Origin of the sequence: Variovorax paradoxus (genome assembly GCF_000834655.1) — a bacterium.
Taxonomy (GTDB): Bacteria; Pseudomonadota; Gammaproteobacteria; order Burkholderiales; family Burkholderiaceae_C; genus Variovorax; species Variovorax paradoxus_F.
Genome location: NZ_JXQQ01000110.1, coordinates 13,877 through 35,213 on the forward strand (window position 1 = coordinate 13,877; position 21,337 = coordinate 35,213).

Annotated in this window: 16 protein-coding genes; 8 read left to right on the top strand and 8 right to left on the bottom strand. The window is 68.1% G+C overall.

Annotation, left to right across the window (positions count from 1 at the left end; all coding sequences use genetic code 11):
• From RT97_RS28780 to RT97_RS28815, 8 genes are all read right to left on the bottom strand, one after another.
• Positions 1 to 1,143 carry an ABC transporter permease gene (locus RT97_RS28780; protein WP_042582282.1) on the bottom strand — a complete coding sequence of 381 codons (1,143 nt, stop codon included), beginning with the start codon at positions 1,141 to 1,143 and terminating at the stop codon, positions 1 to 3.
• Positions 1,136 to 2,659: an ABC transporter ATP-binding protein gene (locus tag RT97_RS28785; protein ID WP_042582283.1), complete on the bottom strand. Its 1,524-nt coding sequence runs from the start codon at positions 2,657 to 2,659 to the stop codon at positions 1,136 to 1,138. Before RT97_RS28785 ends, RT97_RS28780 begins: the two co-directional genes overlap by 8 nt.
• Before the next feature lie 102 nt (positions 2,660 to 2,761).
• A complete protein-coding gene (locus RT97_RS28790; protein WP_042582284.1) occupies positions 2,762 to 4,162 on the bottom strand; it encodes an NCS2 family permease in 1,401 nt (466 codons plus the stop codon).
• A gap of 75 nt (positions 4,163 to 4,237) precedes the next feature.
• On the bottom strand, positions 4,238 to 5,230 hold the full coding sequence (locus tag RT97_RS28795; protein ID WP_042582285.1) for a LysR family transcriptional regulator: 993 nt from the start codon (positions 5,228 to 5,230) through the stop codon (positions 4,238 to 4,240).
• Positions 5,231 to 5,392: 162 nt separating this feature from the next.
• Positions 5,393 to 7,843 (bottom strand): xanthine dehydrogenase molybdopterin binding subunit, encoded by a 2,451-nt coding sequence (gene xdhB / locus RT97_RS28800; RefSeq protein ID WP_042582286.1) that lies wholly within the window; start codon positions 7,841 to 7,843, stop codon positions 5,393 to 5,395.
• Positions 7,844 to 7,845: 2 nt separating this feature from the next.
• Positions 7,846 to 9,468, bottom strand: a complete 1,623-nt coding sequence (gene xdhA / locus RT97_RS28805) for a xanthine dehydrogenase small subunit (protein ID WP_042582287.1) — start codon at positions 9,466 to 9,468, stop codon at positions 7,846 to 7,848.
• 273 nt (positions 9,469 to 9,741) lie between these two features.
• Complete coding sequence (locus RT97_RS28810) at positions 9,742 to 10,995, bottom strand: Nramp family divalent metal transporter (RefSeq protein ID WP_042582288.1); 1,254 nt, start codon at positions 10,993 to 10,995, stop codon at positions 9,742 to 9,744.
• 58 nt (positions 10,996 to 11,053) lie between these two features.
• The gene (locus tag RT97_RS28815) at positions 11,054 to 11,968 is read right to left on the bottom strand and encodes a LysR family transcriptional regulator (RefSeq protein WP_042582289.1); all 915 of its coding nucleotides are present in this window, start codon (positions 11,966 to 11,968) and stop codon (positions 11,054 to 11,056) included.
• A 119-nt stretch (positions 11,969 to 12,087) separates the two neighbouring features.
• Here RT97_RS28815 and RT97_RS28820 point away from each other — a divergent pair, with 119 nt between their 5' ends.
• The 8 genes from RT97_RS28820 to RT97_RS28855 all read left to right on the top strand — a co-directional run bounded on the left by RT97_RS28820 (position 12,088) and on the right by RT97_RS28855 (position 21,209).
• On the top strand, positions 12,088 to 13,284 hold the full coding sequence (locus RT97_RS28820) for a PQQ-dependent sugar dehydrogenase (protein WP_172672267.1): 1,197 nt from the start codon (positions 12,088 to 12,090) through the stop codon (positions 13,282 to 13,284).
• Entirely contained in the window at positions 13,281 to 13,943 is a 663-nt protein-coding gene (locus RT97_RS28825) for a c-type cytochrome (RefSeq protein ID WP_052810784.1), read from the top strand. The genes RT97_RS28820 and RT97_RS28825 overlap by 4 nt, the downstream gene beginning before the upstream one ends.
• Before the next feature lie 104 nt (positions 13,944 to 14,047).
• Entirely contained in the window at positions 14,048 to 16,207 is a 2,160-nt protein-coding gene (locus tag RT97_RS28830) for an indolepyruvate ferredoxin oxidoreductase subunit alpha (protein WP_042582290.1), read from the top strand.
• An 8-nt stretch (positions 16,208 to 16,215) separates the two neighbouring features.
• Complete coding sequence (locus RT97_RS28835; protein WP_042582291.1) at positions 16,216 to 17,832, top strand: indolepyruvate oxidoreductase subunit beta family protein; 1,617 nt, start codon at positions 16,216 to 16,218, stop codon at positions 17,830 to 17,832.
• A gap of 40 nt (positions 17,833 to 17,872) precedes the next feature.
• Positions 17,873 to 18,949, top strand: a complete 1,077-nt coding sequence (locus tag RT97_RS28840) for a TRAP transporter substrate-binding protein (protein WP_080898472.1) — start codon at positions 17,873 to 17,875, stop codon at positions 18,947 to 18,949.
• A gap of 3 nt (positions 18,950 to 18,952) precedes the next feature.
• On the top strand, positions 18,953 to 19,477 hold the full coding sequence (locus RT97_RS28845; protein WP_253278335.1) for a TRAP transporter small permease: 525 nt from the start codon (positions 18,953 to 18,955) through the stop codon (positions 19,475 to 19,477).
• Positions 19,474 to 20,775 carry a TRAP transporter large permease gene (locus tag RT97_RS28850; protein ID WP_042582293.1) on the top strand — a complete coding sequence of 434 codons (1,302 nt, stop codon included), beginning with the start codon at positions 19,474 to 19,476 and terminating at the stop codon, positions 20,773 to 20,775. Before RT97_RS28845 ends, RT97_RS28850 begins: the two co-directional genes overlap by 4 nt.
• A gap of 14 nt (positions 20,776 to 20,789) precedes the next feature.
• Positions 20,790 to 21,209 carry an acyl-CoA thioesterase gene (locus RT97_RS28855; RefSeq protein ID WP_042582304.1) on the top strand — a complete coding sequence of 140 codons (420 nt, stop codon included), beginning with the start codon at positions 20,790 to 20,792 and terminating at the stop codon, positions 21,207 to 21,209.
• Positions 21,210 to 21,337 lie beyond the last annotated feature (128 nt).

The following is a 21,337-nucleotide window of genomic DNA, read 5'->3' on the forward strand; positions in this document are numbered from 1 at the left end:
TCAGAGGGCTCCTTCGGTCGGACGCGCGACCGGCGCGGTCAGCGGCGTGCTGGCTTGCAGCGAGCTCGTGGTCAGCACGGCCTTGGCTGCGGCCTTGCGGCGGATGCGGTAGGCGATGAGCGTGTCGCAGGCCAGCAGCGTGAAGAGCAGGAGCCCCTGGAACACGCCGGTCAGCGACTTGGGCAGCCCGAGGCGCGACTGCGCCAGCTCGCCGCCGATGTAGAACATGCTCATGAGGATGGCCGAGAACACCATGCCCACCGGATGCAGCCGCCCGACGAAGGCCACGATGATGGCCGCGAAGCCGTAGCCGGCCGGCACATAAGGCGTGAGCTGGCCGAGCGGCCCGGCCACTTCGAGCGCACCGGCCAGGCCGGCAGCGCCGCCCGAGGTGAGCAGCGCGATCCACACTGCGCGCCGCGCCGAGAAGCCCGCATAGCGCGCCGCCGCCGGAGCGAGCCCGCCGACCTGCTGCGCGAAGCCCGCGCGCGTGCGGAACAGGAACACCCACAGCGCGCCCGCGCCCACCAGCGCGATGATCAGGCCGATGCTCACGCGCGAACCCTTGAAGAGCCGCGGAATCTGCGTGACCGCCTCGAAGGTCTTGGACTGCGGGAAGTTGTAGCCCTGCGGGTCCTTCCACGGGCCGAACACCATGTAGCTCAAAAGCAGCGTGGCCACGTACACCAGCATCAGGCTCACGAGGATTTCGTTGGCGTTGAACCTGTCGCGCAAGAACGCCACGATGCCCGCCCACACCATGCCGCCGAGCGTGCCCGCCACGAGGATGGCCACGACGATCCACGAGCCCGTGTTCTTGTCGGCCAGGAGCGCCACGCCTCCCGCGACGATGGCGCCGAACACGAACTGCCCCTCGGCGCCGATGTTCCACACGTTGGAGCGGAAGCACACCGCGAGGCCGAGCGCGATGATCAGCAGCGGCGTCGCCTTGATCATCAGCTCGCCGATCGCGTAGCCGCTCTTGATGGGCTCGTAGAAGAACACCATCAGGCCCTTGACCGGGTCCTTGCCGAGCGCCGCGAAGAGCGCCACGCCGATCAGCACCGTGATGAGCAGCGCCAGGATCGGCGAGGCGAAGGTCCAGAAGCGCGAGAGCTCCGGGCGGGGTTCGAGCTTAAGCATGGGCCGCCTCCTTGGTGTGACCTTGCCACAGGCCGCTCATCCATTCGCCGATCTGCGGCAGCGTGGCCGCGGCGCGGTCGATGGAGGGCGACAGGCGCCCCTTGGCGATCACGTGCAGGCGGTCGCTGATGTCGAACAGCTCGTCGAGCTCCTCGCTCACCACCAGCACCGCGCAGCCGGCATCGCGCAGCGCGAGGATCTCGCCGCGAATGAGCGCTGCCGCGCCCACGTCCACGCCCCAGGTGGGCTGCGAGACGATGAAGAGCTTCGGGTTGGCATCGATCTCGCGGCCGACGATGAACTTCTGCAGGTTGCCGCCGGAGAGCGAACGCGCCGCCGCGTTGGGGCCACCGGCCTTGACGTTGAAGCGTTCGATGATGCCCTTGGCGTGCTTCTCGAGCGCCGAGGTCCGGATCCATCCACCCTTGCCTACCGCGTTGCTGCGCGTGAGCAGCAGGTTGTGCGCGAGCCCCAGCGTGGGCACCGCGCCGCGGCCGAGGCGTTCCTCTGGCACGAAGTGCAGGCCCAGCGCGCGCCGCGCACGTGGCCGCAGCCGGCCGGCGGGCTTGTCGAACACCTGGACCATCGAAGCGTCGGCGCGCACGTCTTCGCCCGAGAGCGTGTAGAGCAGTTCCTTCTGGCCGTTGCCCGAGACGCCCGCAATGCCGACAACTTCGCCCGCGCGCACCTCGAACGAGATGCCGTCGAGGTCGACGCCGAACTGGTCTTCGCGCGCCAGCGTGAGCCCCTTCACGCGCAGCGCAACGGCGCCCGCATGCACCGGCCGGTGCTGCAGCGGCGGCGGCTCGCTGCCGATCATGAGGCGAGAGAGCGATTCGTTGCTCTCGTTCTGCGGGTTGCACACGCCCGTGACCTTGCCGCCGCGCAGCACCGTGCAGGCGGTGCACAGTTCGCGGATCTCATGCAGCTTGTGGCTGATGTAGAGGATGCTGCAGCCTTCCGAGGCCAGCTTGTTGAGTACCGTGAAGAGCTTGACGACCGCCTGCGGCGTGAGCACCGAGGTCGGCTCGTCCAGGATCAGGAGCTTGGGGTTGGTGAGCAGCGCGCGGATGATTTCCACCCGCTGCATCTCGCCCACCGAGAGCGTGTGCACCGGGCGCGAGGGGTCGATGTCCAGCCCGTACTCGCTCGCCTTGGCGGTGATGCTGCGGGCCACTTCGGCCAGCTGCAGCGATTTGTCCAGGCCCAGCCACACGTTCTCGGCCACGGTGAGCGTGTCGAACAGGCTGAAGTGCTGGAACACCATGCTGATGCCCAGCGCCCTCGCCTGCTGCGGATTGCGCAGCGTGACGGCCTGCCCGTCGAAGGTGACGGTGCCTTCGTCGGGCTTGACCGAGCCGTAGATGATCTTCATCAGGGTCGATTTGCCCGCGCCGTTCTCGCCGAGAACGGCATGGATTTCGCCGGGAGCAACGGCCAGCGAGATGTCGCTGTTGGCCACCACCGCGGGATACCGCTTGGTGATGTGCGCGAGCTGGAGTCGGGGGGTTGTCATGCCGGGTTTCGTGGGTTTGTCTCGTTCAACAGCAACAAAGCGGGGGCAGCTATAAGTTTAATAGCGGCTTCCGCGACCATCGGCGCCCGACGGCGCACCGCGTCAATGTCCGCCGATGTAGGCGAACTTGAACAGGAAGATCGCCGCGATCACCCACACCATCGCATGCACTTCCCGTGCCCGGCCGGTGCACAGCTTGAGCACCGCGTAGGTGATGAAGCCGAAGGCCAGGCCGTTGGCGATCGAGTAGGTGAAGGGCATCGCCAGCGCGGTCACGGCGGCAGGGATGACCTCGGTGGTGTCTTCCCAGTCGAGCTCGACCAGGTCGCGCAGCATGAGGCAGCCCACGAAGAGCAGCGCCGGGGCGGTGGCATAGGCCGGCACCGAGCCCGCGAGCGGCGAGATCATGAGGCAGGCCAGGAACATCACCGCCACGACCACGGCCGTGAGGCCGGTGCGGCCGCCGGCCTGCACGCCCGCCGCGCTTTCCACGTACGCCGTGGTGCTCGAGGTGCCGAGCAGCGAGCCCGCGAAGATGGCGCCGCTGTCGGCCAAGAGCGCCTTGTTCATGCGCTCCATCTTGCCGGGCACCAGGAGGCCCGCGCGCTTGGCCACGCCCATCAGCGTGCCGGTGGCGTCGAACATCTCGACCAGGAAGAAGACCAGCACCACGTTCAGGATGCCGCCCTTGAGCGCGCCCAGGATGTCCAGCTGCATGAAGGTGGGCGCGATCGACGGCGGCGCATCGAACACGCCGTGGAACTTGTTGCCGCCGAAGAAGAACGACAGCACCGTCACCAGCATGATCCCGATCAGGATCGCCCCTCGCACCTTCAACCGGTCGAGCGTCACGATGACCAGGAAGCCCAGCGTGGCCAGCACCACCGGCGGCGAGTGCAGATCGCCCAGCGTGACGAAGGTGGCCGGCGATGCGGCGACGACGCCCGCGCTCTTGAGCGCGATGAGCGCGAGGAACATGCCGATGCCCACCGTGATCGCCGTTCGCAACGACTGCGGTATGCCCGCGATGAACAGCTCCCTCAACCCGGTGACCGTGACGATGAGGAACAGGCACCCCGAGATGAACACCGCGCCCAGCGCGACCTGCCACGTGTAGCCCATGCCCAGCACCACCACGTAGGCGAAGTAGGCGTTCAGGCCCATGCCCGGCGCCATGGCGATCGGGTAGTTGGCGTACAGGCCCATGATCAGCGTGCCCAGCGCCGCGATCAGGCAGGTGGCCACGAAGACCGCACCCTTGGGCATGCCCGCGTCGCCGAGGATCGTGGGGTTCACGAAGATGATGTAGGCCATCGTGAGGAAGGTGGTGAGCCCCGCGATGACCTCGGTGCGCACGGTGGTGTTGTGCGCACTGAGCTTGAACATGCGCTCAAGCAGGCCCGAGCCGCTTGCGCTGCCCACAGCCGCACGCGGACGCGCGGACTCGACATGCCCCGGGATGTGGGGCTCGGCGCCTTTGGGCGCCTGTTCCAACGTACTCATTTCGCTTGTCTCCAGCTGTTGTAGTGGCGGTTTCATCGTTGCCCCGCTCACGACGCCGGCGCGAACGGGGGTTTCTCAGGGGTCCGGTCTTTCAGGGGCGGCGGGCAGGCGCGCAGCAGTACCGGGTATGGCGGAAGACGCAGGCCGCAGCGACGCGGCCACGTCCTTGATGCATTCGCGCAGCCATCGCGCCGAGCTCGACGAATGGGTGCGTTCGTGCCAGAGCTGGTAGTACATGAGGCGCGGCAGCGCCACCGGGCATTCGAGGATCTTCACCGGCAGCCGCACGGCGAAGCGCTCGCAATATTGGCGGCCGGTCGTGAGCACCAGGAGGCTCGAGGCCACCATGTCGGGAATGAGGCTGAAGTGCGCGCAGCGCGCGGTGATGTTGCGCTGCCGCCCCAGCTCGTCGAGCATCTGGTCGATGATGCCGCGCCCGCCCGGGTGCATCGGCGTGGGTGCGATGTGCTCGGCCGCGAGCCACGTCTCCAGGTCCCAGCCGCGGCGCACCGCCGGATGGTCCTGGTTGACCAGCGACACCACCTCGTCGCCGAAGAGCCGCGCCATGTGCAGGTCTTCCGGAGGCTTCAACCAGTTGCCGATGACCAGGTCGACCTGCCCGAGCGCCAGATGCCCGTGGTAGTCCGAGTCGGGCGAGAGCGCGTGGATCTCGATCTGGCAGAGCGGCGCCTCGCGCTTGACGTGCGCGACCAGCATCGGCAGGAACAGCGGGTCCATGTAGTCGCTCGCTGCGATGCGGAAAGTGGTGGCCGCCGATTGCGGCTCGAACCCGCGCGCATCGGAGAACAGCATCTCGGCCGCGCGCAGGATGCTGGCTGCGGGCTCGATCATCCGCAGCCCCGCATCGGTGGGCACCATGCCCGAGCCCGAGCGCACCAGCAGCGGATCGCCCGACAACTCGCGCAGGCGCTTGAGCGCGGCCGAGACGGCCGGCTGGTACATCCCCAGGCGAATGGCGGCGCGCGAGACGCTGCGGTCGGTCAGCACGGTGTGCAGAACCCTGATGAGGTGCAGGTCGATCTTGTCGAAAAGCGCTTGGTCACGCATGGCGCTCCCCCCCAGTCTGCGCGCACTGCGTGTCGCTTCGCCAACCCCCTAGCGGGGGCAACACCAGCGGCCCGGCGAAGCCGGTTCCGCGGTGTTTCGCGAAGGGGATCAGGACGTAGGGCATTGGGAGGACTTTGGACATGCGCCAAAGTCTACGAGTGACTATGCGGACTGGACAGCGGTGATGGCACGAAGGATCGACTCGCTCGTGGCCGGCGCCTTCAGCGGCGGGTCGGCCCGGTGGTCGCCAGCCGCCGACACCGCATCGCGGATCGCGAAGAACACCGAGAACGGCAGCAGCAGCGGCGGCTCGCCCACGGCCTTGCTGCGGTGGATCGAGTCCTCGAAGTTCTGGCCTTCGAACAGGCGCACGTTGAAGACGGGCGGGCAGTCGTTGGCGGTCGGGATCTTGTAGGTGCTCGGCGCGTGCGTGGTGAGCTTGCCGGTCTGCGGATGCCACACCAGCTCCTCGGTGGTGAGCCAGCCCATGCCCTGGATGAAGGCGCCCTCGACCTGGCCGATGTCCACCGCCGGGTTCAGCGACTTGCCCGCGTCGTGCAGGATGTCGGCACGCAGCAGCTTCCATTCGCCGGTGAGCGTGTCGACGACCACCTCGCTCACCGCTGCGCCATAGGCGTAGTAGAAGAACGGGCGGCCCTGCATCTTGTCCTTGTCCCAGCTCAGGCCCGGCGTGGCATAGAAACCGTCGGACCATAGCTGCTTGCGGTCGAGATACGCCTCGCCGACGACCGTGCTGAAGGCCAGCGAGCGGCCGTTGACCTCGACCTTGTCGTTCGCGAAACGCACTTCGCTCGCCTTGCCGCCGTGGCGTTCGGCGGCGCTTTCTGCAAGCCGTTCGCGGATCTGGCGTGCCGCATCCTGCGCGGCCTTGCCATTCAGGTCGGCGCCGGTCGATGCGGCCGTGGCCGAGGTGTTCGCCACCTTGGTGGTGTCGGTCGCGGTGACGCGCACGCGCTCGAAGCTCACGCCCAGCTCATGCGCCACGACCTGCGCCACCTTGGTGTTGAGGCCCTGCCCCATCTCGGTTCCGCCGTGGTTCACGAGGATCGAGCCGTCGGTGTACACGTGCACCAGCGCGCCCGCCTGGTTGAAGTGCTTCACGTTGAACGAGATGCCGAACTTCAGCGGCGCCAGCGCCAGGCCGCGCTTGAGCACCGTGCTCTTCCTGTTGAAGGCCGCGATCTCTTCGCGCCGCGCGCGGTAGTCGCTGCTGGCCTCCAGTTCGGCCACGAGTTCGTGGACGATGTTGTCGGTCACGGTCTGGCGGTACGGCGTGACGTTGTTCTCCGCCTTGCCGTAGAAGTTGACGCGCCGCACGTCGAGCGGGTCGCGCTTCAGTTCGCGCGCGACCGAATCCAAAATGTTCTCGATGGCGATGGCGCCCTGCGGACCGCCGAAGCCGCGGAACGCGGTATTGCTCTGCGTGTTGGTCTTGCCCGAGAAGCCGTGCATCGCCACGTTGGGCAGCCAGTAGGCGTTGTCGAAGTGGCAGAGCGCACGCGTCATCACCGGCCCCGACAGGTCGGCCGAGTGGCCGGCGCGCGAGACCATGGTGATCTCCGCGCCGAGGATGCGGCCTTCGTCGTCGTAGCCCACCTCGTACTCGTACCAGAAGCAATGGCGGCGGCCGGTGACCATGAAGTCGTCGTCGCGATCGAGCCGCAGCTTCACCGGGCGCTGCAGCTGCCGTGCCGCGACGGCGGCCACGCAGGCGAACAGCGCCGATTGCGATTCCTTGCCGCCGAAGCCGCCACCCATGCGCCGGCATTCCACATGCACTTCGTTCGACTGCAGGTGCAGCGCATGCGCCACCAGGTGCTGCATCTCGCTCGGGTGCTGCGTGGAGCAATGGATGTGCAGCGCGCCGCCTTCCTTCGGAATGGCGTAGCTGATCTGGCCTTCCAGGTAGAACTGCTCCTGCCCGCCCACCTCGAGCGTGGACTTGTGGCGATGCGGCGCCCTGGCGATGGCAGCGCGCACGGCCGCCTCGTCGCCCTCGTTGGCGCTGCCGCCGCTGCGCACGATGTGCATCGGCGGCACCACGTACTGGCCGCGCGCATGCGCGTCCTGCGGGGTGATGACTGGCGGCTGGGCCTCGATGGTCAGCGCGTCTTTCGCCTTGGCGGCGGCGCGGCGCGCGGCCTCGCGCGTCTCGGCGATCACCGCGAACACCGGCTGGCCGAGGTAGCGGATCTCGCCACCGTCGTTCACCGGCAGCAGGATCGGGTCGTCGTGAATGATCGAGCCGCAGTCGTTGGTGCCGGGAATGTCGTCGGCCGTGAGCACGGCGACCACGCCGGGCATCGCGCGGATCGCGTCGAGCGACAGCGCGGTGACGCGGCCGTTCGCGGCGGGCGAGAGCCCCAGCGCGCAATGCAGCGTGCCAGTGAGTTCGGGAATGTCGTCGATGTAGGTCGCTTCACCCGCCACATGCAGGTGCGCGGATTCGTGCGGCCGGCTGATGCCGACGCGCGCGCCGAGGTCGTGCGCCACCGCTTCGGCCGCGGGGTCGATGCGCGCGGCGGTGTTCTTCAGGTAATCGGCAAAGGCCTCGGCGGGCTGCAGCAGGCGGGCGTCGATGGGTTTGTTCATGGTCAGACTCCTTCCGCCTGTGCCTTGGCGACCTTGGCCGCGGCATGAGGCATCACGCTCCAGACGCTGGTTTCCTCGAGGGAGAGCGCGTCTTCGGTGCGGGTTTCGAGCCAGAGGCGCTGGATCAGGTTCTGGGCCACCTGCAGCCGGTAGTCGGCCGAGGCGCGCATGTCCGACAGGGGCTTGAAGTCCTGCGCCAGCGCGACCTTGGCGGTGGCGACGCTGGACTGCGTCCAGGGCTTGCCGACGAGCGCGGCTTCCGCGTTCGCCGCGCGCTTGACGGTGGCGGCCATGCCGCCGAAGGCCAGGCGCACGGCCTTGACCGTGTCGCCGCCCTCGTCCAGCTCGATCGCGAAGCCCGCGCACAACGCCGAGATGTCGCAGTCGAAGCGCTTGCTGATCTTGTAGGCGCGCACCTGGCGGCGCATCGCGGCCAGCGGAATCGCCAGCCCCTGCACGAACTCGCCGGGCTGCAGCTGGTTCTTCATGTAGTCGACGTAGAAGTCGGGCAGCGGCATGCGGCGCACCACGTCGCCGCGGCGCAGCTCGATCTGCGCATCGAGCGACATCAGCACCGGCGGCGAATCGCCGATGGGCGAGCCGTTGGCCACGTTGCCGCCCATGGTGCCGGCATGGCGGATGGGCGGCGAGGCGAAGCGCAGCCACACGTCCTGCAGACTGGGCACGCGCTGCACGAGGGCCTCGAAGGCCGATTCGAGCGAGGCGCCCGCGCCGATGTAGAGCTCGCCGCCGCTGTCGTTCTGGCGGGTTTCGATCGTCTTCATTTCGGCCACGTCGCCCACGTAGATGATGTCGCCCAGGTCGCGGAACTGCTTGTTGACCCAGAGGCCGACGTCCGTGGAACCGGCCAGCAGCTGGGCGCGCGGCTTCTGTTCGCGCAGCGCCGCGAGCTGGGCGATGGTTCGGGGGGCGTGGAAGTGGTCAATGCGGGCGCCGAGCGGCGCGGCGTAGTTCAGGTCCTGTCCGTCGTTCTGCAGGGCGGTGAGCGCGGCCACCACGGGCTTCGTGTCGAGCCGCACGCCGGGCAGGTCGAACATGCGCTGGCCCGCGTCGAGGATCGGGCGGTAGCCGGTGCAGCGGCACAGGTTGCCCGAGAGGTCGTCGGCCAGCTGCTGGCGGGTGGGCTGCGTGCCCTCGGCCTGGTGGTGTTCGTAGGTGGACCACAGCGACATCACGAAGCCCGGCGTGCAGAAGCCGCACTGGGAGCCGTGGCAGTCGACCATCGCCTGCTGCACGGGGTGCAGCGTATGGACGGGGTGCTTCTTGTCCTGCGACGGCGGTGCGGCGCACTGGGCCTTGAGGTCTTCGACCGTGAAGAGCGCCTTGCCGTGCAGGGTGGGCAAAAACTGGATGCAGGCATTGACCGTCTGCAGTTGCAGCCCGCCGATGGCGCCGGGTGCGTCGGCATCGGAGGCCAGCTCGCCGATCACCACCGTGCAGGCGCCGCAGTCGCCCTCGTTGCAGCCTTCCTTGGTGCCGGTGCAGTGCGCGTCCTCGCGCAGCCAGTCGAGCACCGAGCGGGTCGGGTGGACGCCCGTGACGTCGACGATCTTGCCGCGGTGGAAAAAGCGGACGGGTTGGATGTTGTTGCGCTCTGTACTCATGCTCTTCGGGCTCGTGGGCGGCTCGGTGTTTCCGGCCAAGCCTGGACGTTAGTCGCTCGGGGCCGATCCCACATACCGCGGGAGCCATATTGCGTATGTGGGCGCGGGTATGCGACCTAGGGGGAAACCCTGGAGAGAGCGAGCAATTCCCGGGCCATGGGCGCAAGGTGCGCCCTGGGGCGAGCGTTGCAGGCGTCAGGCGCTGGTGCCTGCCGCCGATCGACCGCCCCGGGCGGCGCCCAACGAGCGCGGGCTGTTGTCGGCTGCAGCGCCTCAGCGCACGATGTCCCATCCCATCATCAGCGCCGCGAAGCCCATCAGCGCCGTGCCGCCCCACCCCAGCCAGCGCATGCGGCGCCCCGAGGTGAAGGCGCCCATCACCTTCTCGCGCGTCACCAGGATCATCATCGCCGCCATGATCGGCACGGCCACCACGCCGTTGATCACGGCGCTCCAATAGAGCGCCTTCATCGGATCGATCGGCGTGAAGTCGAGCGCGGTGCCCACCAGCGTGGCGACCGCGATGATCGCGTAGAACTCCTTGGCCTCGCGCCAGTGCCGCTCCAGGCCCTCTTCCCATCCGAACGCCTCGGCCACCGCGTAGGCGGCCGACGAGGCGAGCACCGGCACGGCGAGCAGGCCCGTGGCGATGATGCCGCCGGCGAACAGCCAGAAGGCGAAGTCGCCGGCCAGCGGCCGCAGCGCCTCGGCCGCCTGCGCCGCGGAGGTCACGTCGTGCACGCCGGCCGCATACAGCACGGAGGTACCGACGACCATCACGAAGAAGGCGATCAGGTTGGAGAACGTCATGCCGACCCAGGTGTCCAGCCGCACGCGCCGGAGGTCGTGTCGCACCTGCTTGTCGGTGCCGCGCTGTCCGCCCCTCTGGCGCAGCTCCTCGACTTCCTGCGAGGCCTGCCAGAAGAACAGGTAGGGCGAGATGGTGGTGCCCAGCAGCGCCACGATCATCATCCAGTAGTCGCCGCGCCATTGGAGCCGGGGCACCACCAGGTCGTGCAGCACCCGCGCCCACTCCACCTGCACCACGAACACAGCCGCCACATAGGCGAACAGCGTGAGCGTCAGCCACTTGAGGATGTGCGCGAGCTTGCGGTACGGCACGAACACCTGCAGCAGCACCGTGACCAGGCCGAACAGCAGCGAATGGATGTGCGCGCCGCCGCCCGCCACGAGGTTCAGCGCCTCGCCCATGGCGGAAATGTCGGCTGCGATGTTGATGGTGTTGGCCATCACCAGCAGCGCCACCAGCACGAAGAGAAAACCGCGCGGCATGTGCTCGCGCAAGTTGGCCGCTACGCCCTTGCCCGTGACGCGGCCGATGCGCGCCGACACCAGCTGGATCGCCACCATGAACGGCAGCGAGAGAAACACCGTCCAAAGGAGGCCCGTGCCGAACTGCGCCCCCGCCTGCGTGTAGGTGGCGATGCCCGACGGGTCGTCGTCTGCCGCGCCGGTGACGACACCGGGACCGACGTGGCGCAGGAATGAGGGAATGCGTTTCTTCATGACGGGCGCGATGCTGGCATGCCGAGCCTGACCACTGCATGAACGGAACGCGCTTCTTTCACGACCGTTCCGAAAAAAGCGCGGTGATCACCTGCCGCAGCCACCGGTTGGCCGGATCACCCTCGAAGCGCTTGCTCCAGTGCAGCGACACGCTGAAGTCGCGCAGCGGAAACGGCGGCTCGACGATGGCGTAGCCGCCCTCCTCCGCAAAGCCGCGCGCGATGTTGCGCGGCATCACGACCGCCAGATCCGTGGCGCGCACGATGGCCGGCAGCACCATGAAGTGCTCGGTCGTGAGGCGCAGGCGGTCTTCGAGGTTGAGCAGTTGCAGGATGCGCAGCGTGTCGGCGTGCGTGCGCACCGCCACGTAGTCGAGCTCCTGCAGCGCCTCGAGCAGCGCCTGCCCCTTGCGCCTGCGCTTGACGAAAGGGTGGCCCTTGCGCAGCAGCACGATGTAGCGGTCCTTCAGGAGGTGCGCTCGCTGCGTGTCGCGCACGTTCGAGAGGAACCCGAAGGCGAAGTCGATGCGGCCGCTGTCCAGCGCCGGGGCCACCTCCGCTGGCAGCAGCGGCAGGGTCTCCAGCCGCACGCCGGGCGCGAGTTCCCCCAGCCGGGCCATCAGCGCGGGCAGGAAGCGCCCCTCGCCGATGTCGCTCATGTGAATACGAAAGCTCTTGCGCGAGACGAGCGGCTCGAAGCGATCGGGCTCGTGCAGCGCCGCTTCGATCGTGCTGAGCGCCGCCTGCACCGCCACCGCGAGCCGGTCGGCGCGCGGCGTGGGCGCCACGCCGCCTGGGGCGCGCGTGAAGAGCGCGTCTTTCAAGAGCAGCCGCAGCCGCCCGAGGCCGTGGCTCGCCGCCGGCTGCGTGAGGCCCAGCGACTCCGCGGCACGGCTCACGCTGCGCTCGCGGTAGACCGCATCGAACAGGCGCAACAGGTTGAGGTCGATCGCGTCGATATGCATGCCATTCATATTGCTTAGCTCGATTATTTTATTGAACGCAGGCCCCATGGCACGCACACTGGCGAGCGGTTTTCAGCCGACCTCCAGGTCGGCCTGTTCGAACACCCACGACAAGAAGGAGACACGACATGGCCAGACTCCGTCCGCATGCGGCCCTCGCCGCCCTGCTCTTGACCGCTGCCGCCGCGTGGGCCCAGCAGCCTCCGGCCGAGGAACCGGGATGGGCCAAGGGCCGCCCGAAGAACGAGGCGGCCACGCGCCTCGCACCGGTGCCCTCCTTCCCGATTCCCACCGCCCCCGACCAGCTGCCCACCGCCAAGTTCAAGCTCCCGCCGGGCTTCAAGGTGGAGACCTGGGCCTCGGGCGTGCTCGATGCGCGCGAACTGCGCCAGGGTGCCAAGGGGACCGTGTTCGTGAGCACGCTCTTCGTGGGCAACAAGGTCTACGCCATCGCAGAGAAGGGCGACCGGAAACCCAGGACCATCATCGACAAGACCGAGTTCGCGACCGGCATCGAGTTCTACAAAGGCGCGCTGTTCCTGGCCACGCACAAGCAGATCGTGCGCTACGACGGCATCGAGGACAAGCTGGACAACCCCGGCACGCCCGTGGTGCTCAACGACAAGCTCCCCGGCGGCCAGGACCACAGCTGGCGGTACCTGCGCATGCACGAGGGCAAGCTCTACTACGCGGTCGGCGCGCCCTGCAACCTGTGCGAGCCCGACGACGCGCATGCGCGCATCTTCCGAATGAACCCCGACGGCAGCGGCATCGAGACCGTGGCGCGCGGCGTGCGTAACACGGTGGGCTTCGACTTCGACCCCAAGACCGGCAACCTCTGGTTCACCGACAACGGCCGCGACTGGCTCAGCGAAGACCTGCCCAACGACGAGCTCAACGTGGTGACCAAGCCCGACCAGCACTTCGGCTATCCGTACTGCCACCAGGGCAACATCCTGGATTCGGAGTTCGGCTGGGGCAAGAGCTGCAACGACTACCAGAAGCCCGCCGCGCTCCTCGGCCCGCACGCCGCCGCGCTGGGCCTGGCCTTCTACAACGGCAAGAGCTTCCCGGCCAAGTACCGCGGCGCGATGTTCATCGCCCGCCACGGCCCGTGGAACCGCACCACCAAGTACGCCGACATCGCGGTCGCCTGGCCCGACGGCAAGGGCGGCGCGAGGGTCGAGCCCTTCATGACGGGCTTTGTCGAGAACAACACCTACCTGGGCCGGCCGGTGGATTTCCTCGTGCTCAAGGACGGCTCGATGCTCGTGAGCGACGACCACGCCGGCGCGATCTACCGCATCAGCTACGGCGGCCGATGAAGAGAGCCGGCGTCATTGCAAAAGCGATTGCCGCGGGCCTCATGGCGCTGGCGTTGTCATCGGCCGTTGCACAGGGCACGAAGCCGGCGCAACCGGCATCCTCGGCACAGGCCACCAGCTACGCCCAGCGCTTCGCCTCGCTGTGCGCCTCGTGCCACGGCGCGAACGGCCGCAGCGACATGGCGGGCACGCCCGTGCTCGCGGGCCAGCATTCGTTCTATGCGATCACCCAGCTCTTTCTCTTTCGCGAGGGCCGGCGCGACAACCCCGCGATGACCGCGGTCGCCAAGACCATGACCGACGCCGACCTGCGCGGCTTCTCGGACTACATCGCCACCTTGCCCGCGGTGCCGGCGCCTCCGGTGGCCACGCCGCCCGACGCCGCGCGCATGAGCCGCGGCCAGGCGCTCGCGCAGGAGCATCGCTGCGTGATATGCCACGGCGCCGACCTGAGCGGCGGCCAGCAGGTGCCGCGCATCGGGCAGCAGCACGAGGACTACCTGCAGCTCACGCTGCACGGCTTTCGCACGGGCAAGCGCCCGGGCTACACGCAGGCGATGGGCGAGGCGGTGAGCCGCATTCCGCCCGAAGACCTGGACACCCTCGCGTACTTCGTCGCGCGCTTTCCGGGCGCCCCCGCGAAGCCTCCACCCAAGTAACACCGCCGTACGACATCTGCGAGTGCGCCGTGCGGACGCAGCGCACCGCGCACCCGAAAACACCCCACCTCGTCCCCCAACCACGAACATCGGAGCCGAATCTCTTGGAAGTCTCATTCAGCAAGGAAGTAGAAATGCTGCGCCTGGGCAGCGGCGACACCTTCCACGGCGAGGGCATCCTCGCCATCACCAAGGGCCTCCTGCAGTCGGGCGTGGCCTACGTGGGCGGCTACCAGGGCGCGCCGGTGTCGCACCTGCTCGACGTCATGGTCCAGGGCAAGGCCTACATGGACGAGCTGGGCGTGCACGTGGAGGCGTGTTCCAACGAGGCTTCGGCCGCGGCGATGCTCGGCGCTTCCATTCACTACCCGCTGCGCGGCGCGGTGACATGGAAGTCGATCGTCGGCACCAACGTGGCCGCCGATGCGTTGTCGAACCTCTCGTCGCCCGGCGTGACCGGCGGCGTCCTGATCGTGGTGGGAGAGGACTACGGCGAAGGCGCCAGCGTGATCCAGGAGCGCACGCACGCCTACGCGCTCAAGTCCAGCATGTGCCTGCTCGATCCGCGGCCCGACCTCGGCGTGATGGTGCGGATGGTCGAAGAAGGCTTTCGCCTTTCCGAGAGCTCGAACATGCCGTGCCTCATGGAACTGCGCATCCGCACCTGCCACGTGCGGGGCAGCTTCGAATGCAAGGACAACGTGGCGCCCGCGGTCTCCACGCGCGCGTTGATGACCGAACCCGCGGGCTTCGACTACATGCGCCTCGCGCACCCGCCCGTCACCTTCCGCCACGAGAAGCTCAAGGGCGATGAGCGCATTCCGGCGGCGCGGCGCTACATCGTCGAGCACGGCCTCAACGAGCTGATGCCCGGCAGGCGCCATGCGGACCTGGGCATCGTGGTGCAGGGCGGGCTCTACAACGCGCTCGTTCGCAGCCTGCAGCAGCAGGGGCTGGCCGATGCGTTCGGCGAGACCGACATCCCGATCCTCGTGCTCAACGTGACCTACCCGCTGGTGCCCGAACAGGTGGCCGACTTCTGCGTGGGCAAGCGCGCGGTGCTGGTGGTGGAAGAAGGCCAGCCCGAGTACATCGAGCAGGACATCGCCACGCTGCTGCGCCGGCGCGACATCCAGACGCCGCTGCACGGCAAGGACATGCTGCCCGCGGCCGGCGAGTACGGCGTCGAGGTGCTGTCGGGCGGTATCGGCGCCTTCGCCGCGAAATACATCGAGCCCGGCGAGGCCCTGTCGTCCGCGCAGGCGTGGCTCGCAGGCAACCGCGAACGCCGCGAGGCCGTCGCGCGCCGGCTCTCCGCGCCGCTGCCCAACCGCCCGCCGAGTTTTTGCATCGGCTGCCCCGAGCGGCCGGTTTTCTCCGCCCTCAAGCTCGCGCAGCAGGAGACCGGGCCGGTACACATCGCGGCGGACATCGGCTGCCACGCCTTCGGCACCTTCGAGCCGTTCTCGATGGGCCATTCGATCCTCGGCTACGGCATGAGCCTGGCGAGCCGCGCCGGCGTCGCGCCGATGATGAACCGCCGCACGCTCTCGATCATGGGCGACGGCGGCTTCTGGCACAACGGCCTGCTCACCGGCGTGCAGAGCGCGCTCTTCAACGACGACGACGCGGTGCTCTTGATCTTCAAGAACGGCTACACCTCGGCCACCGGCACGCAGGACATCATCTCCACGCCCGACGAGGACACCAAGGAACGCGCCGTCGACAAGCAGCAGAGCCTGGTCGACAAGAACCAGACCATCGAGGCCACGCTCACCGGCCTGGGCGTGAAGTGGATGCGCACCGTGACCACCTACGACGTGGAGCGCATGCGCCGGACGCTGACCGAGGCGCTGACCAGCGACTTCAACGGCCTGAAGGTGGTGATCGCCGAGGGCGAGTGCCAGCTCGAGCGCCAGCGCCGCATCAAGCCGTGGATCGCCGGCCTCCTCAAGAAAGGCGAGCGCGTGGTGCGCGTGAAGTACGGCGTCGACGAAGACGTTTGCAACGGCGACCATGCGTGCATCCGCCTCTCCGGCTGCCCGACGCTCACGCTCAAGGACAACCCCGATCCGCTGAAGGTCGACCCCGTCGCCACCGTGATCGACGGCTGCGTGGGTTGCGGCCTGTGCGGCGCGAACGCGCATGCGGCCACGCTGTGCCCGAGCTTCTACCGCGCCGAGGTGGTGCAGAACCCGAAGTGGCACGAGCGCCTCGTGCATTCGCTGCGCGGCGCGGTCGTTCGTGCGCTGCAACCTGCATGAGCCGCGCCATGGAACACAACCGCCCCCTCACCCTCCTCGTCTGCGCCCTCGGTGGCGAAGGCGGCGGCGTGCTCACCGAATGGCTGGTGGACATCGCCCGCCATGCCGGCTACGCCGCGCAGAGCACCTCGATCCCCGGCGTGGCGCAGCGCACCGGCGCCACCACGTACTACATCGAGGTGTTCCCCGTACCGCTCGCGCAACTGGCCGGCAGGCGCCCGGTGTTCAGCCTGAGCCCCGTGCCGGGCGCGCTCGATGCGATCGTCTCCTCGGAGCTGCTCGAGACCGCGCGGCAGATCGGCAACGGCATGAGCGCGCCGCTGCGCACGCTGGTCATCAGCTCGTCGGCGCGCATCTTCACCACGGCCGAGCGCATGGAGCCCGGCGACGGGCGCGCCGATGCGCAGCGCCTGGTCGATGTGGTGAAGGCCTTCAGCCGCGAGCACCATGTGTTCGACATGAACGCCATCGCACGCGACACCGGCACCGTGGTCAGCGCGGTGATGCTGGGCGCCATCGCGGGCAGCGGCCTCTTTCCGTTTCCGCGCGACGCCTACGAGCACGTGGTGCGCGGCGGCGACACGAGCGCACCCGAGAAGCTCAACAAGATGGCCGCCGCCAGCCTGCGCGGCTTCGCGGCCGCCTTCGATGCGGTGAGTGCGCCACGCACGCAAGCCGCCTTCGTGAGCAGCGTGATGGCCGGCTACACCGCCGATGCACCGCCGCCCGCACGCGCCCTGCCCGACGAGATGGCACGGCGCTTTCCGCCCGCCGTGCACGACATGCTCGCGCTCGGCCACGCACGCGTGCTCGACTACCAGGACGCCGCGTACGCAGCGCTCTACGCCGACCGATTGGGCAAGGTGCTCGATGCCGAGCGCGCCGCCGATCCGGCCGGCGCCCACGGCTTCGCCGTCACCCGGGAGGCCGCGCGCTGGCTCGCGCTGTGGATGGCCTTCGACGACATCGTGCGCGTGGCCGCGCTCAAGGGCCGCGCGAGCCGGGCGCAGCGCGTGCGCCAGGAAGTGCGAGCCACCGACGAGGACATCGTGAAGGTCTACGACCACTTCAAGCCCGGCGCTGCCGAGTTCGCCGCGCTGCTGCCGCCCGCGCTGTCGCGCCGCGTGACCGCATGGGACCGCGGCCGGCAGGCGCGCGGCCTTGCGCCGTGGGCACTGCCGCTGAAGGTGGGCAGCCACTCGGTGTTCGGCATGGCGTCGCTGCGGCTGCTTTCCTCGCTGCGCTGGCTTCGGCGCCGCGGCAGCCGTTTCGCCGAGGAGCAGGCGTTGATCGAGCGCTGGCTCGCGGCGGTGGAGCGCGGCACGCGCGAAGCCTGGGCGCTGGGCCACGAACTCGCGCTGTGCGGCCGGCTCATCAAGGGCTACGGCAGCACCAACGAACGCGGCAAGGAGAACCTGCTGCACGTGACCGACCATCTCGCCGCGCAGCCCGGCCAGGCGCCTGCCGTGCGCGCGCAATCCGTCGAAGCGGCACGCACCGCGGCGCTGGCCGACGATGCCGGCCGCGCACTCGACGCCGCGCTGGTCGCACACGGCGCGCCCGCACGCCCGGTCAAGGCCCAGCCCATCCGCTGGATGAAGCGCAAGCCCGCAGGCGGCGGCTGAAAGATCCCGAGAGTTTTCAAACACCATAACGAAGGAGACCATGCAAACCGCTCACCACCCCCGCCGCCGCGGCACGCGCCCTCAACGTGCGTTGCGCGCCTCGCCGCTCGCCCTCTTCGCGGCCTGCGCCGCGTTCGTGCTCGGCACAACCGCCGTGCATGCGCAGGACAAGCCCGTGCAGCTCAAGCTCTCGAGCTGGGTGCCCGCGCAGCACCCGCTCAACCCGGCGCTCCAGGCCTGGGCCGACGACATCAAGAAAGCGTCGAACGGCACCCTCACCGCGATCCTGTTTCCGTCGGAGCAACTGGGCAAGGCCTTCGACCACTACGACATGGCGCGCGACGGCATCGCCGACTTCTCTTACGTGAACCCGGGCTACCAGCCGGGCCGCTTCCCGGTGATGGCGGGCGCCTCGCTTCCGTTCCTGTTCGCCAACGGCAAGGAAGGCTCGGCCGCCATCGACGCCTGGTACCGCAACTACGCGGCCAAGGAAATGAAGGACGTGAAGTACTGCTTCGCGTTCGTGCACGACCCCGGCACCTTCCATTCGCGCAAGAAGATCACGCTGCCCACCGACATCAAGGGCATGAAAGTGCGCCCGGCCACGAGCACCGTGGGCCAGCTGATCACCTCGCTGGGCGGCACCAACGTGCAGGCCTCGGCGCCGGAGTCGCGCGACATGCTCGAGCGCGGCGTGGCCGACGCGATCACCTTTCCGTGGGGATCGATCGGCCTGTTCGGCATCGACAAGGTGGTGAAGTACCACATGGATGCGCCGCTCTACGTCACGCCCTTCGTCTGGGTGATGAACAAGGGCAAGTACGACGCGATGTCGGCGGGCCAGAAGAAGGTGATCGACGACCACTGCACCAGCGAATGGGCGCAGAAGGTGGCCGGCCCCTGGGCCGACTTCGAGTTCGGCGGGCGCGCGAAGATCGCCGCGCAATCGGGCCACGAGGTCTACAAGCTCACGCCCGAGCAGCTCGATGCGTGGCGCAAGGCGGCTGCGCCGTCGGAGGCGCAATGGGCCGAGAGCGTGAAGAAGGTGGGCGAAGACCCGAAGGCGGTGATGGATGCGCTGAAGGGCAGCCTCACGAAATACAAGTCGGCGCTCTGAGCAATGGCTGCCCGGTCCGCCAGCTACATGGACCGCGCGATCAACACGATCGAATGGCTCGCCGCCATCTTCGTGGGGATCGTCGCGCTCAACATCTTCGTGGCCGTGGTGCTGCGCAAGTTCTTCGACACCTCGATCCCCGATGCCTACGACTTCGGCCGCATGCTGCTGGGCATCCTGATCTTCTGGGGCATCGCGGCCACCAGCTACCGGGGCGGCCACATCACGGTCGACCTGGTGTGGACGGCGGCGGGCCCGCGCATGAAGCGCGTGATCGACGTGTTCGCTACCCTGGTGCTGCTGTTCGTGGTGGCGGTGCAGACCGCGATGCTGTTCGACAAGGTGCGCGGCACCTACGTGGACAACGTGTTGACCTACGACATGAACATCCCGACCTGGCCGTTCTATGCGGTGGCGTGGTTCGGCGATGTGTGCGCGGTGCTGCTGATCGCCATTCGCACCTACCGGCTGATCTTTCATCCCGAGCAGCTCGAAGAAGTCCACGCTGAACAGAAGGCCGACGAATGAGCCCCGATGCGATTGCAGTCCTGGGCTTCGTCGCCCTCTTCGTACTGATGTTGTTGCGCGTGCCGGTCGGCATGGCGATGGGCCTGGTGGGTGTGGCCGGCTACAGCTATCTCGTCGGCCCCGGGCCTGCGCTGAAGCTGGTGGGCCAGACCTCCATGCGCACCGTGACCGACTACACCTTCGGCGTGATCCCGATGTTCATGCTGATGGGTGCGCTGGTATCGGTCTCGGGCGTGAGCCGTGAACTCTTCAAGGCAGCCAACTCGATGATCGGCCACCTGCGCGGGGGACTGGGCGTGGCCACCGTGGTGGCCTGCGGCGGGTTCGCGGCGATCTGCGGCTCCTCGGTGGCTACGGCGGCCACGTTCTCGGCGGTGGCGTACCCGGAGATGCGGCGCTTCAACTACCCGCAGTCGTTCTCCACCGGCGTCATCGCCGCGGGCGGCACGCTCGGCGCCATCCTGCCGCCCTCGACGGTGCTCGCGGTCTACGCCATCCTCACGCAGCAGGACATCGGCAAGCTCTTCATGGCGGGCATCGTGCCGGGCATCCTGGCAATGGCGATGTACGTGCTGACGATTGCGATCATCGTGAAGCTCAGGCCCGACTGGCTCCCCGGCGGCGAGGTCAAGCCGTGGTCGGAGCGTTTCAAGGACCTTCGCAACGTGTGGGCGCCGCTGGTGCTTTTCGTGTTTGTGATCGGCGGTCTCTACGGCGGCTTCTTCACGCCGACCGAAGCGGGCGGCGTGGGCGCGAGCGGCGCGTTCATCCTCGGACTCTTGCGGCGCAAGCTCGACGGCCCGAAGATCCGCGAGGCGCTGCTCTCGGCCACGCGAACGGCGGCGGCGGTGTTCACGGTGCTGATCGGGGCGCTCCTGTTCGGCTACTTCCTCACCATCACGCAGAGCCCGCAGAAGCTCACCGAATTCCTCACGGGCCTGGGAATCGGCCGCTACGGCGTGCTCGCGCTCATCATGCTGATGTACCTGGTGCTCGGCTGCCTGATGGACGCGATGGCGATGATCATCCTCACGGTGCCCATCATCTTCCCGGTGATCGTGCACCTGGGGTTCGACCCCATCTGGTTCGGCGTGATCATCGTGATGACGGTGGAGCTGGGGCTCATCCATCCACCGGTAGGAATGAACGTCTTCGTCATCAAGAGCGTGGTGAAGGACGTGAGCTTCACCACCATCTTCAAGGGCGTGCTGCCGTTCATCGTGACGGACATCGTGCGCCTGGTGATCCTGATCGCGTTCCCGGTCATCGCGCTGTGGCTGCCGACGAGAATGGGGTGATGACGAACGAACCGATGAACACAGGCAAAGAGATCACCTACACCGCACGCGTCGAGTTCGGCGATTGCGACCCGGCCGGCATCGTCTGGTTTCCCAACTTCTTCCGCTGGATCGATGCGGCCTCGCGGAATTTCTTCGCCGGCTGCGGCGTGCCGCGCTGGGAAGAAACCGCCAGGACGCTCGGCGTGATCGGCACGCCGCTGGTCGATACGCACACGCGCTTCGTGAAGGCCGCGAGCTACGGCGACACGCTCGAGATCGCGGTGCGCATCACCGAGTGGCGCGACAAGAGCTTCGTGCAGACCTACCGGGTGACGCGCGGCGACGAACTGATCCTGGAGTGCGAAGAGGTGCGCATTTTCGCGGCGAAGCGCGAAGGCGGGGGCATTCGCGCGGTGCCTGTTCCGCCGGAAATTCGCGCGCTCTGCGAATGAGTGGCGCCGTTGCATCGCGCCTTGCCGCCCATCTGAAACCTTTATTCTGAAATTCCAGAAACCACGGTTTACTTAGGTTCTCCCCTCTGACGCAGGCGACCCACAAGCGCGCTTGAAAAGTGACATCG